General features: G+C 72.0%; 11 protein-coding genes. 2 read left to right on the forward strand and 9 right to left on the reverse strand.

The window, feature by feature from the left end:
* Nucleotides 1-27: 27 nt before the first annotated feature.
* From K7C20_RS31860 to xylB, 3 genes are all read right to left on the reverse strand, one after another.
* Entirely contained in the window at nucleotides 28-1440 is a 1413-nt protein-coding gene (locus tag K7C20_RS31860; RefSeq protein WP_222892728.1) for a family 2B encapsulin nanocompartment shell protein, read from the reverse strand.
* Between the two features lie 165 nt (nucleotides 1441-1605).
* A complete protein-coding gene (locus K7C20_RS31865; protein ID WP_053210585.1) occupies nucleotides 1606-2883 on the reverse strand; it encodes an ROK family protein in 1278 nt (425 codons plus the stop codon).
* A 64-nt stretch (nucleotides 2884-2947) separates the two neighbouring features.
* Entirely contained in the window at nucleotides 2948-4378 is a 1431-nt protein-coding gene (gene xylB / locus K7C20_RS31870; protein WP_053210584.1) for a xylulokinase, read from the reverse strand.
* A gap of 130 nt (nucleotides 4379-4508) precedes the next feature.
* Between xylB and xylA the strand changes: the two genes are divergently transcribed.
* Nucleotides 4509-5672: a xylose isomerase gene (gene xylA, locus K7C20_RS31875; RefSeq protein ID WP_053210587.1), complete on the forward strand. Its 1164-nt coding sequence runs from the start codon at nucleotides 4509-4511 to the stop codon at nucleotides 5670-5672.
* 28 nt (nucleotides 5673-5700) lie between these two features.
* On the opposite strand, the gene K7C20_RS31880 is transcribed toward xylA, so the two are convergent.
* Nucleotides 5701-6666 carry an acetylxylan esterase gene (locus K7C20_RS31880; RefSeq protein WP_053210583.1) on the reverse strand — a complete coding sequence of 322 codons (966 nt, stop codon included), beginning with the start codon at nucleotides 6664-6666 and terminating at the stop codon, nucleotides 5701-5703.
* Between the two features lie 135 nt (nucleotides 6667-6801).
* On the opposite strand from K7C20_RS31880, the gene K7C20_RS31885 reads away from it, so the two are divergent.
* Nucleotides 6802-7653: a hypothetical protein gene (locus K7C20_RS31885; protein ID WP_030088884.1), complete on the forward strand. Its 852-nt coding sequence runs from the start codon at nucleotides 6802-6804 to the stop codon at nucleotides 7651-7653.
* Between the two features lie 161 nt (nucleotides 7654-7814).
* Here K7C20_RS31885 and K7C20_RS31890 read toward each other — a convergent pair whose 3' ends face one another.
* From K7C20_RS31890 to K7C20_RS31910, 5 genes are all read right to left on the reverse strand, one after another.
* The gene (locus tag K7C20_RS31890) at nucleotides 7815-8654 is read right to left on the reverse strand and encodes an amino acid ABC transporter ATP-binding protein (protein WP_030088882.1); all 840 of its coding nucleotides are present in this window, start codon (nucleotides 8652-8654) and stop codon (nucleotides 7815-7817) included.
* Nucleotides 8651-9436, reverse strand: a complete 786-nt coding sequence (locus tag K7C20_RS31895; RefSeq protein ID WP_030088881.1) for an amino acid ABC transporter permease — start codon at nucleotides 9434-9436, stop codon at nucleotides 8651-8653. The genes K7C20_RS31890 and K7C20_RS31895 overlap by 4 nt, the downstream gene beginning before the upstream one ends.
* Before the next feature lie 11 nt (nucleotides 9437-9447).
* Nucleotides 9448-10245, reverse strand: coding sequence for a transporter substrate-binding domain-containing protein (locus K7C20_RS31900; RefSeq protein ID WP_030088880.1), 798 nt, complete (start codon nucleotides 10243-10245; stop codon nucleotides 9448-9450).
* A gap of 217 nt (nucleotides 10246-10462) precedes the next feature.
* Nucleotides 10463-11383, reverse strand: a complete 921-nt coding sequence (gene mmuM, locus K7C20_RS31905) for a homocysteine S-methyltransferase (RefSeq protein ID WP_053210582.1) — start codon at nucleotides 11381-11383, stop codon at nucleotides 10463-10465.
* A gap of 186 nt (nucleotides 11384-11569) precedes the next feature.
* Nucleotides 11570-14629 carry a glycoside hydrolase family 2 TIM barrel-domain containing protein gene (locus tag K7C20_RS31910; protein WP_053210581.1) on the reverse strand — a complete coding sequence of 1020 codons (3060 nt, stop codon included), beginning with the start codon at nucleotides 14627-14629 and terminating at the stop codon, nucleotides 11570-11572.
* Between the last annotated feature and the right edge of the window lie 60 nt (nucleotides 14630-14689).

A 14689-nucleotide genomic window follows, 5' to 3' on the forward strand; every position in this document is an offset into this window, starting at 1 on the left:
GGCACGCCGGGCCCTTCCACGGGCCGTTCAGTGGCCGATCTGTACGTCGTCGAGGACGCCCAGCGCATCGGGCACGAGAATGGCCGCCGAATAGTAGGCACTCACGAGATATTTGAGGACGGCCCGGTCGTCGAGACCCATATAACGCACCGAGAGGCTCGGCTCGTATTCATCAGGAATTCCGGTCTGGTGCAGGCCGACAACGCCCTGCTTTTCCTCGCCGGTACGCAGCAGAAGAATCGAACTCGTCCGTTCCGGTGTCACCGGAATCTTATTGCACGGGAAAATCGGCACCCCGCGCCAGGAGGGCAGCGAATGTCCCATGAAATCGACCGCGGTCGGATACAGCCCGCGGGCACTGCACTCCCGGCCGATCGCGGCGATCGTGAGGGGATGGGCGAGCAGAAAGCCCGGGTCCTTCCAGACCGTCGCCAGCAGGTCGTCGAGGTCGTCGGGGGTGGGCGGGCCGGTGCGGGTGTGGATGCGCTGCTTGAGGTCGGCGTTGTGCAGCAGGCCGAACCCGGGGTTGTTGATCATCTCGTGTTCCTGGCGCTCCCGCAGCGCCTGGACGGTCAGCTTCAGCTGCTCCTCGACCTGGTTCATCGGGTCGCTGTAGAGGTCGCCGACCCGGCTGTGGGCGCGCAGCACCGTCTGCGCGACGCTGAGTTCGTACTCCCGCGGCGCCAGGTCGTAGTCGACGAAGGTGCTGGGGAGGGGCGGCTCGCCATGGTGCCCCGAGGCGACGGAGACCGCCGACTCCCCGCTGGCGTTCGTCGGCTGCGCGGTGTCCTGCCCGGCCGCCGCCAGATGCTCGCGCAGCCCGGGGGAGCGGTCGGCGATCTCCTGCGCGGCCTGCCGGGGCAGCGCCATGACCGTCACCCGGGTCACCGCGCGATAGCTGAACTGCCAGGTCCCCTCGGGGTCGGTGAGCGGCGCGTCCCCCAGGTGGTCGCCGCCCGCCAGCGCTTCGAGCACCGCCTCTTCGCCGTATTTGCCGGTGCCGATACGGTCCACCCGGCCGTGCGCGATCAGCACCAGCCGGTCGCCCGGCGCGCCGGCTTCGGCGATGAGTTCACCGGGCGCGTATTCCTGCTGGGTGAACCGCTCGCCGAGCGCGGACAGCACCTCGGTATCGGTGAATTCCCGCAGCGCGGGCAGCTCGCGCAGCTCGTCGGGGATGATCTCGACGTCGCCGCCGCTGGTGTGGAAATCGATGCGCCCGTCGCCGAGCGTGTACGTCAGCCGGCGGTTCACCCGGTAGGTGCCGCCGGACACCTGCACCCAGGGCAGCAGTCGCAGCAGCCAGCGGGAAGTGATGCCCTGCATCTGCGGCGCGGTCTTGGTGGTCGTCGCCAGATTCCGCGCGGCGGTGGTACTCAGACTGGAATTCTGGGCGTCTTCCGCACTGCCGTGCAGCGATTCGTCGGCAATCGTCACAATGCCACCTGTCTCTTCGGAGGGTGCTGTGCGGACCGCCCAGGAACACCCTTTTCAAGGCCGTTCCGCGGCAGCCCGCCGAACCGAAGGTAGTGGTGCTCTTTTTATCGGCACAATCGCTCGATGGGGTGGCATGGAATTCTCGTTCCCTGGAAAGGTTTAGCGGGTTCAATTCCGGGGAGAGTGTGCCGGGGCGCAGGAGTGGAGGGGATCGTCCAGTACGGCCTGGAGCGCCGCGTGCGCCGCCCCCAGCAGCGGACCGTCCGCACCCAGCCGGGAGACCGTCACCAACGGCCCGCCGGCCCGCCCGGAATCCGCCGCGACGGTCGTCCGCAGCGCCAACTCCCGCTCCAGGGACGGCAGGATCCAGGGCGCCAGCCCGGCGAGCGCACCCCCGAGGACCACCGCCTGCGGATCGAGCAGGTTCACCGCCCCGGCGAGCGCGATCCCGAGCGCTGTCCCCGCCTCGTGCAGCGCCCGCACGACGGCCGCGTCCCCGTCGGCGGCACGGCGCGCCAGCAGGCCGATACGGGCACCCGGGCCCGGATGCGCGGCCGCCGCGCGCTCGGGGGTGAGCCCGCCCGCGCGGAGCACGGCCTCCTCCCCCGCGTACCGCTCCAGACAGCCCCGGCCGCCGCAGTCGCACGCCGGGCCGTCCGGATACACCGGCACATGCCCCAGCTCCCCCGCGAACCCCCGTGCGCCGCGCAGCAGTTGACCGTCCACGACGACCGCGGCACCGATACCGATCTCGGCCGACACATGCACGAAGTCCGGCGGCGGCGCCGGCCGGCCGTCGTCCCGGCCCAGCCGGAGTTCGGCCAGCGCGCCGAGGTTGGCCTCGTTCTCGACGGTGAGCGGAAGGGGGACGGGGCCGTCCCCCGGGGCCGTTGCCCCGGCGAGCCCCGGGGCCAGGTCGGCCGCCCGCCAGCCGAGGTTGGGCGCGTGCACCACGGTCGTCGAACCGCGGGCCACCAGGCCGGGCACGGCCACCGCCAGCCCGGCCGGCCGCAGCCCCTCGGCGGCGATCTCTTCGGTCACCTCCGCGAGCAGCGCCGACAGCCGCCGCAGTACCGGCCCCGGAGCGCTGTGCCGGTTCGCCGCACCGGCCGCCGCCCTGGCCCGGACCCGCCCGCGCAGATCGACCGCGCACACCGCCAGATGATCGACGCCTATCTCGGCCCCGATCCCGGCCGGGCCACGGTCGCTGACCGCCAGTTCACTGCCCGGCCGGCCCCGGCCGCCGGTCGCCGCGCGCGCCGTCTCGACCAGCAGTCCGGCCCGCAGCAGCTCGTCGGCGAGCGGGGCCACACCCGCCCGGGTCAGCCCGATCCGCGCCGCGACAGCCGGCCGGGAGAGCGGGCCCTGCGCGGCCACGGTCCGGAGCACCCGGGCCAGATTGCGCCGCCGGATGCCGTGCTGGGTGTCGCCGCCGGGCGCGGTCACTGGGTTCTCCTCGGGGTGATGGCGAGGGTGCGGTCCCTCCTGGTGTACGGCTGTGGTGTTGCGGTCACCGTCGCAGCAGGGCCTCGCCGTCGGCGAGGGTCGCCGCCAGCCGGTCCCAGGCGGCGACGTCCCGCGGCTGCGCCTCGTACTCCGCGCCGCGCGCCGTTCCCCAACGACGGGCCACCGCCGCCGGGTCCTCCTCCAGCAGCAGTCCGGCCGCCTGCGCCGCCGCGCCGAGCGCCACCAGTTCCTGTGCCTCGGGCACCACCACCGGGCGGCCCGACAGCCGGCACACCGTCTCCCGCCAGGCCCGGCCCTTCGCGCCGCCGCCGATCAGCAGCAGCGGGGTATCGGGTGCGGCATCCGCGTCCAGCACCCGGTCCAGGGCCTGGAGCAGCGCGAACACCGCGCCGTCGTAGGCGGCCTGGAGCAGCTGACCGGCGCTGGTGTCGTGCCGCAGCCCGTGGACCAGGCCCGAGGCGCCGGGCAGGTTCGGGGTGCGCTCGCCGTCGAGGAACGGCAGCATCGCCACCTCACCGCCCGCCTCCACGGCTTCCCGGTCGCGCCCCAGCAGCGCCGCCACCCGGTCCACGGCGAGCGTGCAGTTCAGGGTGCAGGCCAGCGGCAGCCAGTCGCCGCGGGCATCGGCGAAGCCCGCCACGGTGCCGGTCGGATCGGCGGGCCGGTGGGTGGAGACCGCATAGACCGTGCCCGAGGTGCCCAGGCTCAGCACCGGCTGCCCGGGACGCAGGCCCAGCCCGAGCGCGGCCGCCATGTTGTCCCCCGTCCCGGCGGCCACCAACGCACCATGGGGCAGTGGCAGATCATCGGTGTGTACGGTCCCGGCGGCCTCACCCGGGAGCGCCACCCGCGGCAGCGCCCCGGGGGACAGCCCGACATGCTCCAGGATCTCCGGGTCGTAGGACTCGGTGGACGACGCCCACCATCCCGTCCCGGACGCGTCGCCGCGATCGGTGACGGACTCGCCGGTCAGGCGCTCGGTGAGGTAGTCGTGCGGCAGACGCACGGCGGCGGTGGCGGCGGCCGCGGCCGGCTCGTTCGCCCGCAGCCAGGCCCACTTGGCCACCGTGAACGCCGGGCCCGGCACGCTGCCCACCCGCTGGGCCCAGGCCTTCGCACCGCCCAGCTCCGCGATCAGCCGCTCGCTCTGCGGCGCCGGGCGTACGTCGTTCCACAGCAGGGCGGGGCGCACCGGTTCACCGGCCGCGTCCAGCGCGACCAGCCCGTGCTGCTGACCGCCGACGGACAGCGCCGAGGCCTGCCGCGCCGCGTCGCCGCACTGCGCCAGCGCCTCGCCCAGTGCCTGCCACCACCGGCCGGGGTCGCTCTCCTTGGCGTCGCCGCCGCTGACCGTGTGCGGGGCCTGGCCCCGGGCGATGACCACGCCGGTCGCCGCATCCACGACCAGCGCCTTGGTGGACTGCGTCGAGCTGTCCACCCCGACGACCAGCGGTCCCGCTGACTGTGCGCCCATCGTGCACTCTCCCTTGGCGGCCCGTATCCCATGGTCTCGGTCCAGGGGGTTCCCCGGTGTGCTGTCGCATATTAGTTTGGCCGTGGCGGAATTTGTAAAGTGCGTTGACGAAATGATCGAGGGAGCCACGATGAGCCGTCAGCCCGTGCCCGGGGACAAGTTCAGCTTCGGCCTGTGGACCGTCGGCTGGCAGGGCCGCGACCCCTTCGGGGACGCCACCCGGCGGGCCCTGGACCCCGTCGAGTCGGTCCACCGCCTCGCCGACCTCGGCGCGTACGGCGTCACCTTCCACGACGACGACCTGATCCCCTTCGGCGCCGGCGAGATCGAGCGCGAGGCGGCCGTCAAACGCTTCCGGCAAGCACTGGACGCCACCGGCCTGGTCGTCCCGATGGCAACCACCAACCTCTTCACCCACCCCGTCTTCAAGGACGGCGCCTTCACCGCCAACGACCGCGGCATCCGCCGCTACGCGCTGCGCAAGACACTCCGCAACATCGACCTGGCCGCCGAGCTGGGCGCCCGCACCTATGTGGCCTGGGGCGGACGGGAAGGCGCGGAGTCCGGGGCGGCCAAGGACGTACGGGCCGCCCTGGACCGGATGAAGGAGGCCTTCGATCTCCTCGGCCAGTACGTCGTCGAGCAGGGCTACGACCTGAAGTTCGCCATCGAGCCCAAGCCCAACGAGCCGCGCGGCGACATTCTGCTGCCCACGGTCGGCCACGCCCTCGCCTTCATCGAGAGGCTGGAGCGCCCCGAGCTCTACGGCGTCAACCCCGAGGTCGGGCACGAGCAGATGGCCGGGCTGAACTTCCCGCACGGCATCGCCCAGGCGCTGTGGGCGGGCAAGCTCTTCCATATCGACCTCAACGGCCAGAGCGGGATCAAGTACGACCAGGACCTGCGCTTCGGCGCGGGCGACCTGCGGTCCGCGTTCTGGCTGGTCGACCTGCTGGAGACGGCCGGTTACGACGGACCGCGGCACTTCGACTTCAAGCCGCCGCGCACCGAGGACCTGGACGGCGTCTGGACGTCGGCGGCCGGCTGCATGCGCAACTATCTGCTCCTCAAGGAGCGCGCCGCGGCCTTCCGGGCCGACCCGGCCGTCCAGGACGCGCTGCGCGCCGGGCGCCTGGACCAGCTGGGGCGGCCCACCGCCGAGGACGGCCTGGCCGGTCTGCTCGCCGACGGCACCGCCTACGAGACCTTCGACGTCGAGGCGGCGGCCGCCCGCGGGATGGCCTTCGAGCATCTGGACCAGCTGGCGCTGGAGCACCTGCTGGGGGCCGTCTGAGGGGTGCCGCAGGAAGGCGGGTGGCCGCTCAGCCGAACAGCTCGCGCAGAAAGGTGACTTCGGCCGCCCGCTGCTCGCCGCCGCCCCCCTCGTGGGCGTTGAACCGCCACACCTTCAACTCCTTCTCGCCCGCGTAGTGGTGGTACGCGGCGAAGCCGGTCGAGGGCGGGACCACCTCGTCGCGCAGCGCCGTGCCGAAGAGCGCGGGGGCGGAGGAGCGGGCCGCGAAATTGAGGCCGTCGAAGTGGTCCAGGGTGTGCAGCGCGGTGTCGATGTGGCCGCGCGCACCCGCGAAGTAGCGGGTGAGTTCGCCGTACGGCCCGTTGTCGGTGATCTCGACCGCGCGGCGGATGTGGGTCAGGAACGGGACATCTATCAACGCGCCCGCCAGGCCGGGGACCAGGCCCGTCACCGCCAGGGCGGCGGCACCGCCCTGGCTGCGGCCGGCGACCACGGTCCGGCCGGCGTCCACCGCCTCGTGTCCGCGTGCCACCTCCACGGCCCGTACCGCGTCGGTGAACAGCCGCCGGTAGTAGTAGTCATCGGGATCGAGCAGACCCTGGGTCATCTTGCCGGGGACGCCCGGATTGCCGGAGCCGACCGGATCGGGGGTGTCGCCGGGACGGTTGGGGCCGCTCTGACCACGGGTGTCCATGACGAGGGTGGCGTACCCCGCGGACGGCCACAGCAGCCAGTCGTGCACCATTCCGCGGCCGCCGCCGTAGCCGAGGTACTGCACGATGCACGGCAGCGGCCCGTCGGCCGCCCGCGGGAACAGGAACCAGCCGCGGATACGGTGCCCGCCGAAGCCGGAGAACGTCACGTCATAGGTGTGCAGCAGGGCCAGCCCCGTATCGAACTCGGTGAAACGCGCGTCGAGGTCGTGGGCACGGGCCGCGTCGAGGGTGCGCCGCCAGAACGCGTCGAAGCCGGCCGGCTCGGGTCGTGGCGGGCGGTAGGTGCGCAGCTCGTCCAGGGGCAGGTCGGTGAACACGAAAAACCTCCGAGCCGTAGGGTGGCTTGCTGCCTGTCGCCAACGGTGCCCATGGGCCGGACATTTCAGACCTGAAATGTTCCAGGTTGGTCACCGAGTCCCTGAAAACCGAGTAAAGAAGCGATCATTTCCACCATGAGTTTTCCTCCGCCTCCGCCGCCGAACCAGCCGAATCAGCCGCCTCAGGGCACCCCGGGCGGCTATGGCCCGCCGGCCGGTGGCTACGGCCCGAGCGGTCAGGGCCAGGGCGGTTTCGGCCCGGGTGGCTACGGCCCGCCCGCGGGAGGCAACCAGCCCCCCGGCGGCTTCGGACCGCCCGCAGGCGGCGGCTACGGCCCTCCCGGGCCGGGTGGGCCCGGGGGCCCCGGCGGTTGGCAGCAGCCGCCCGGCCCGCCCGGCGGTGGCGGCAACGGCAAGACCATCGCAATGATCATCGGCGGTGGTGTGGTCGTGCTGGCCGCCGTCATCACCTTCATCGTGATCAACAACAGCGACGGCGGCAGCAACAACAACCGTGCCCAGTCGCCCGGTTCGAGCACCAGCGCCACACCGTCCGCGACGCCCTCCTACGGCGCCACCCCCACCGGGGCACCCACCGACAGCGACTTCGAGAGCAGCACGCCGACGCCCGACGACGACAAGATCCCCTTCTATCTGATGAAGGCCGGAGACTGCTACGACCGCCCGGCAGGCGGCGGCGGCAACAACGACAAGGCCTCCTGCAACGGCCCGCACGACGCCGAGGTCGTCACCATCCACCGCCTCGCATCCGGGCTGACGACCGAAACCGAGATCCGGGCCAAGGCGTCCTCGCTGTGCCGCAACGAGCTGCAGAGCAAGGCGGCCCGGCAGCCCAGGGGGACCGCCGAGGGCACCTACGTCCAGTACCCCACCCTCCAGGGCTACAGGATCGGCATCAAAACCGTCAGCTGTAGCCTGGCGGGCAACAGCACCGCCACCAAGAAGCTGACCCGGCCGCTTTCCTGAGCCGGACGGTCACCGCCGTCGTCGGCACCCCGTCGTCCACGAGACACCGCCCACGAGACGGCCCTGAGCGTCGAACGCATCGGGGCCGTCCGTCCTGCCGAGGCCGTGGTCGTCGACGAGCGGGCGGTGCGCCGCCCGCCGCCGGCGACGCCCTCGACCGGTCAGCGGTCGACGCGCTTGCCCGCCGCGCCGGTGTCCGTGACCTCCCCGACCTCGGCGGCCGCCGGGTCCAGCACCCGCGCCAGGAAGGTCCGGGTCCGCTCGTGCTGCGGGGCGCCGACCACCTGCTCCGGCGTGCCCTCCTCGACGATCACCCCACCGTCCATGAACACCACCCGGTCGGCGACCTCCCGCGCAAAGCTCATCTCGTGGGTGACGACGAGCATCGTCATGCCTTCCTGCGCCAGCGCACGCATCACCGCCAGCACATCGCCGACCAGTTCGGGGTCCAGCGCCGAGGTCGGCTCGTCGAAGAGCATCAGCTCCGGTTCCATGGACAGCGCACGGGCGATGGCCACCCGCTGCTGCTGCCCGCCCGACAACTGCGCGGGATAGGCACCCGCCTTGTCGCTCAGCCCGACCCGTTCGAGATTGGCGCGGGCGATCCGCTCCGCCTCGCCGCGGTCGCGGCCCAGTACCCGCCGCTGGGCGATCGTCAGGTTCTCCAGCGCGGTCAGATGCGGAAAGAGGTTGAAGGCCTGGAAGACCATCCCGATCCGCCGCCGGACCCGGTCGATGTCCACATCCGGGTCGGTGACCTCGGTGCCGGCCACCACGACCCGCCCCGCGCTCGGCTCCTCCAGCAGGTTCACACAGCGCAACAGGGTCGACTTCCCGGACCCGGAGGGCCCGATGACACACACCACCTCGCCGCGCGCCACCGAGAAGTCGATCCCGCGCAGCACCTCCAGCTCACCGAACGCCTTGCGCAGGCCCTGTACGTCGATGGCCTTCGCATCCGCCGTCTCCGGTGCCGCCTGGTCGGTCGTCACGCCGCTCACCTGGCCTTCGCCGTACGGGCCTCCAGCCGACGGACCAGCTGGCCGAGCGGGAGGGTGATCACGAGATAGAGCAGCCCGGCGATCAGGATCGGGGTCAGGCTCTTGTGCTCATTGAGGGCGTCCCGGCCGAAGTTGGCCAGCTCGAACTGGGTGAGGGAGAGCCCCAGCAGATACACCAGCGAGGAGTCCTTGGTCAGCAGGATCAATTCATTGGTCAGTGGCGGCAGCACGATACGGAACGCCTGGGGAATGACGATCGAGACCATTGCCCGGCCGTGCGACATCCCCAGGGAACGCGCCGCCTCGGTCTGCCCCTTGGGGACCGCCTGAATACCGGCCCGGATGGTCTCCGCCATATAGGCCGCGCCCACGAGCCCGAGCGACAGCATCACCGTGATGTTCATATCGAGCGCAACCTCGAAGGCCAGCGGCACACCGAAGCCGAGCGCGATGAACACCAGCAGACAGGGAATCCCGCGGAAGAACTCGATATAGGTGACGGCGAGCCAGCGGTAGGGCGGCACGGAGGAGAGCCGCATCAGTGCGAGCACCAGGCCGAGCGCCAGACCGAAACCGAAGCCGAGCAGGGTGTAGAGGACGGTGTTGACCAGCGCCGTGGTGATGATCTCCGGGAAGAGCGCCTTGGCGACCTCCACGTCGAAGAACGCCATCCGCAGCTGGTGCCAGTCGGCGACCAGCGCAAAGGCCACAACGGCGGCGACCAGCACGCCGTACTGCACGCTGCGGACCGCCCGCGCGCGCTGTCTTTTGGACAGTGACATGACGGCCGGCCTCAGCTCTGCGGGGTGGTGCCGAACCACTTCTTGTAGATCCGGTCGTAACTCCCGTCGGATTTCGCCTTCTTGATGACCGCGTTGACCTTCTTGCGCAGCGCGTCGTTCCCGGTGCGTACGCCGATGCCGTAATGCTCACCGGTGTTGAATTCCGCGGTGACCTTGGTGTCCGGGTTCTGCTTCACATAGTCGAAGAGCACGCCGTTGTCATTGATGCCGGCAGCGACCTGCCCGGACTTCACGGCGGTCAGCAGCAGCCCCAGATCCTCGAACTCCACCAGCTCGACGCCCTTGCCGTGCTTCTTGGCGTAGATCCCGCCGGTGGTGGCCTTCTGGTATCCGAGCTTCTTGCCCTTGAGTTCCTCGACCTTCTTGAAGGGCTTGCCGGACTTCGTCAGCAGTGCCTGGGTGGCATTGAAATAGGGGTCGGAGAAATCCATGACCTTGTCCCGCGCGGACGTGATCGTCATGCCGGCGGCGGCAAGATCGCATTTGCGGATGGTGAAGTCCTGGCCGGTCTCGATGCCTTCGAAGGGGGTATTGACGATCTCCTGCTTGACGCCCAGGTCCTTGGCGACCAGGTCCACCAGATCCACATCGAACCCGACGACCTTGCCGTCCTTCTTCACCTGGAACGGCGCGTAGGGAAGATGGGTGCAGGTCTTCAAGGTCCCGGAGGAGACCAGCTCCAGACCACCGGAGCCCTTCTTCCCGTCGGACTTGGTGCTGCTGCACCCCGCCAGAACGACGATGGCCGCGGCAGCGGCTATGACAGGCAACGCGGAGCGAGCGGACACAGGCCCTCCAGGGGCAGGATGAACATCAACCAAGCCGTGCGTGCTGCGATGTGGCTGCATCCTGCCATCGGCCCGGGGCTCTGTCGCCGCTGCTTCGGTTGCGTCTGTGTAACGCCTTCGGCCCGCATCCGGGCCCGTGGCGACCGGCGGGCTCCGCTCCCGGGGCCACCGCCGCGTCCGTTGCGGCCCGCCGGGCTCCCGCTCTCGGGCAGCCCCGTCAGCGGCCGAGCCCGGCCGCCAGCTCGGCGATGGCGTCCGGGCCCACCCGGCAGCAGCCGCCGATGAGCCGGGCGCCGTCCGCGGCCCAGGCGGCGACCCGGTCCGCGCTGAACGCCGGGCTGCCGCACCAGGCCCGCGCCGCAGCGTCCCAACTCTCCCCGCTGTTGGGGTAGACCACCACCGGCTTGCCGGTGACCTGCGCCGCCAGCCGCACCGCCCGGTCCGCGTCGTCCGGCGCGCAGCAGTTGACCCCCACCGCGATCACCTCGTCCACGTCCGCCGCCACCGCGAACGCCTCCGCCAGCGGCTGCCCGGCCCGGGTGCGGTCGCCCGCGACGCTGTACGACAGATAGGCCGGCACACCGAGCCCGCGCACCGCCCGCAGCAGCGCACGGGCCTCCTCGGCGTCCGGCACCGTCTCCAGTGCCAGCACATCGGGGCGCGCCGTGGCCAGCACCTCCAGACGCGGCCGGTGGAACCGCTCCAGCTCGTCCACCGACAGGCCGTAGCGGCCGCGGTACTCGGAGCCGTCCGCCAGCATCGCCCCGTACGGACCCGCCGAAGCGGCCACATACAGCGGTCCGGCGACCCCGCCGGCCGACGCCCGCCCGGCCGCCTCGCGGGCGAGCTCCACACTCCGGCCGAGCAGCGCCGCGGCCTGCCCCTCGCCGGTACCGCGCCGCGCGAACCCCTCGAACGTCGCCTGATAGCTGGACGTGATCGCGACCTGGGCCCCGGCCTCGTAGTACGCCAGATGCGCCTGCACCACCGCCTCCGGCTCCTCGGCCAGCAGCCGGGCCGACCACAGCGCGTCGCTGAGGTCGTGCCCGGCGGCCTCCAGCTGGTTGGACAGCCCGCCGTCGAGGACGACCGGCCCCGCGGCGAGGGCGTCGGCGAGCGGCGGGGAGGTGCTGACCATGGTGCAAAGCCTCTCGGTGGTGCGGGAGGCGTGGGTGCGCACGCCTCACCCCGGATCGTATCGCCGCAGGTGACAAACCCCCTGGCCGGAGGGGTGTGCGCAGGCACGGTGCGACATACCGCACGGCGCGACGTACCGTGCGCCGGCGGAATGGCCCGGCGGTCGGCGCACGGTGCGGCGCGGGATTCAGTGCAGCGACGAGAACACGAACGAGAACCGCGCCGGTGCCACCTCCAACCGGTGCTGCGGCAGCACCCCAGGACCGCACGACTGGCTGCCGATGCCGTGCTGCGCATGGTCGAGATGCAGCCACAGGTCGTCGCCCGGCCGCAGATCCGTGGTGTGGCGGGCCGCGGTCAGCTCCTCGGCCGACCACCGGCGGGCGGTGAGGAAGAAGTCCGGATCGCCCTCGATCCGCAGGCCCGAGCCGTCCGTACGGGTCAGCTCCGCCCAGCGCACACCGGGCCGCGCACCGTTCTCCTGCGGCCGCACATACGGCGTCTGGAGCGCGTCCACCGGCATCGACCAGCGGCCGACCCGTGCGGCCGCCCGGGTGTCCGGATAGCCCTCGCCCGGCCCGCCGCCGAACCACGTCGCCAGGCCCAGGCTCCCGCACACCCGCATCCGCACTCCGAGCCGCGGCAGCGGAACCGGCCAGTCGCCCTCGGGATCGACGCTCAACTCCAGTCGCAGCACGTCCCGTTGTGCCGTCCAGCGGTAGACCGTGCGCAGCGCCAGAGGGGAACCGGCCGGGGCGACCCGGGACCGTACCACCACGGTGTCCGGGCCGGTCTCGACGGCATCGACGCGGTGCCGCATCCGGTGCAGGCCGATCCGCCGCCACTCGGTGGCCGGCCGCGGCCCCGGCTGCCAGGGAGCGGCCTCGTCGTTGTCGGTCGGCGCGCGCCAGACGTCCAGCCGGGGGCCGCCGATCCGGACGCCGTCCAGATAGGCCAGCACCCCCGTGCCGGCATCGAAGGTCCCCGGGCCGAGGACGATCACATTGCCCTCACCGCGGCGCGGTGCGGCGGTGGCCGCCGGGGGAGTGACGGCGGGGCGCGGTGCGGCCGGCAGCTGGCCCCAGGCGACCTCGTGCCCGGCCGGCGCCCATGCGCTGTCCTCGTCCAGCACGGCCCGGACCGTCCACAGCGCCTCCCCGTCGTCGCCCGGTTCGACCGGCGGCGTCGGCAGCCGCACCACGGCCGACTTGCCGGGCGCCAACGGCGGCACCTCCAGCCGGCCGTGCCCGCGCAGCTCGCCGTCCACCTCGTAGATCCAGCGGAAGACGAGATGGCCGAGGCCGGCGAAGTCGTACAGATTGGTGATCCGGACCTCGCCCGCCGTGCCGTCCTCGTCGGTCCCGGACTCGATCCGCACCGGTTCGACGACCTTCTTGAACTCCAGCAGGCCCGGGGAGGGCACCCGGTCGGGGAAGACCAGGCCGTCGCAGACGAAGTTCCCGTCGTGCAGTTCCTCGCCGAAGTCGCCGCCGTAGGCGTGGAAGACCTCGTCGGCGGGCGTCTGCTGCCGTAGCCCGTGGTCGATCCACTCCCAGACGAAACCGCCCTGGCAGCGCTCGTAGCGCTCGAACAGCCGCTGGTACTCGCTCAGCCCGCCCGGACCGTTGCCCATCGCATGCGCGTACTCGCAGAGGAGGAAGGGGAGTTGGCGCCGCCGGGCGTCCAGCGCCGGGTCGGACAGCGGGGCCTCGGCGCGTTGCCCGATGCGCGCCACCTCGGCGTGGTCGGCATACATCCGGGAGTAGACATCGGTGTCGGCACAGCTGGGGTCGCCCTCGTAGTGCAGCGGCCGGGACGGGTCGCGCTCGCGCATCCAGGCGGCCATTGCGGACAGCCCGCGCCCCGTGCCGCATTCGTTGCCCAGTGACCACAGCACGACGGAGGGATGGTTCTTGTCCCGCTCGACCATCCGCCGGGCCCGGTCGAGCAGCGCCGGCTCCCAGCGCGGGTCATCGACCGGATTGTCCCGCCAGCCCTGCGCGCCGAACCCGTGGGTCTCCAGATCGCACTCGTCGACGACCCACAGGCCCAACTCGTCACAGAGGTCGAGGAAGGCGGGGTGCGGCGGATAGTGGCTGGTGCGTACCGCGTTGATGTTGTGCTGCTTCATCAGCAGCAGATCGCGGCGCATCGTCCCGGGGTCGAGGGCGCGTCCGTAGCGCGGATGGAACTCATGGCGGTTGACGCCGCGCAGCAGGATCCGGCGGCCGTTGACCTTCAGCAGCCCGCCCTCGACGCGGACCGTACGGAACCCGATCCGCAGCGGGATCCGCTCACCGGAGGTCACCAGCTCCCCGTCGTAGAGATGCGGCTGCTCGGCCGTCCAGGGACGCACCGGAACGGTGGCGCTCTCGCCGGTCGCCAGATCGAGGCCGAGCGACGGGACGGTCACCCGGCCGGCCGGTGCGCACTCCACCCGCAGGGTGCCGTGGCCGGTGACGTGATCGAACCCGGCGTGGACGAAGTGGTCGGCGACCGACCCCTCGGGGCGGCGGTGGACCGCCACCTCCCGGAAGATACCGGGCAGCCACCACTGGTCCTGGTCCTCCAGATAGCTGCCCGACGACCACTGGTGGACACGTACCGCCAGCACATTGCCGCGCGGCCGCAGCAGCGCCCCCACCTCGAACTCGTGCGGCAGCCTGCTGCCCTTGAAGTGGCCCAGCTCCTGCCCGTTGAGCCAGACCCGGGCGCAGGACTCCACCCCGGCGAAGTGCAGCACCGCGGGCCCCTCACCCCACCCCCCGGGGAGATCGAAGACCTGCCGGTGGTCGCCCGTCGGGTTCTCGTCCGGCACCCGCGGCGGATCGACCGGGAAGGGGTAGGCGGTGTTGGTGTACGCGGGCGCCCCGCTCGGCTGCGCCGTGCCGTTGCCCTCGTAGGAGCCTTCGGAGGCAAAGCGTCCCTGGAGCGCCCAGTGACCGGGCACCCGCAGCTCCTGCCACTGCGCATCGTCGAAGTCGGGCCGGGCGAACGACTCGTCCACGGCGGTGGCGCTCGCCGAGAGCCGGAACCGCCAACGGCCGTGCAGGGGCAGCCGGGCGGCATCCGACCTCGGGTACCAGGCGCGCGGCGGCAGGACCCCGCTCCCCGGCGAGCGGTCCTCGTAGTAGGGGGGATTCCGGGGGCGGCCGGGGTGGTGCGGTGCGCTGTCCGACCCGTCGGCGGTCCGCGGGGGCTGTGCGTACGACGTGAGCTGCGGCGCGTGCTGCGAGGTGCCGGTCACTGGTCCTCCTGCTGCGGGCGAGGTGCCTGGCGGTGGGGGATCAGCTCAGCGAATCATGTG

Origin of the sequence: Streptomyces decoyicus, assembly GCF_019880305.1 — a bacterium.
Lineage (GTDB): Bacteria > Actinomycetota > Actinomycetes > Streptomycetales > Streptomycetaceae > Streptomyces > Streptomyces decoyicus.

Bases quoted from the DNA above. Each gene is read 5' to 3' on its own strand.
- xylA (WP_053210587.1), top strand. From the start codon at position 4,509: ATGAGCCGTCAGCCCGTGCCCGGGGACAAGTTCAGCTTCGGCCTGTGG.
- K7C20_RS31895 (WP_030088881.1), bottom strand. From the start codon at position 9,436: ATGTCACTGTCCAAAAGACAGCGCGCGCGGGCGGTCCGCAGCGTGCAG.
- K7C20_RS31885 (WP_030088884.1), top strand. From the start codon at position 6,802: ATGAGTTTTCCTCCGCCTCCGCCGCCGAACCAGCCGAATCAGCCGCCT.
- xylB (WP_053210584.1), bottom strand. From the start codon at position 4,378: ATGGGCGCACAGTCAGCGGGACCGCTGGTCGTCGGGGTGGACAGCTCG.
- mmuM (WP_053210582.1), bottom strand. From the start codon at position 11,383: ATGGTCAGCACCTCCCCGCCGCTCGCCGACGCCCTCGCCGCGGGGCCG.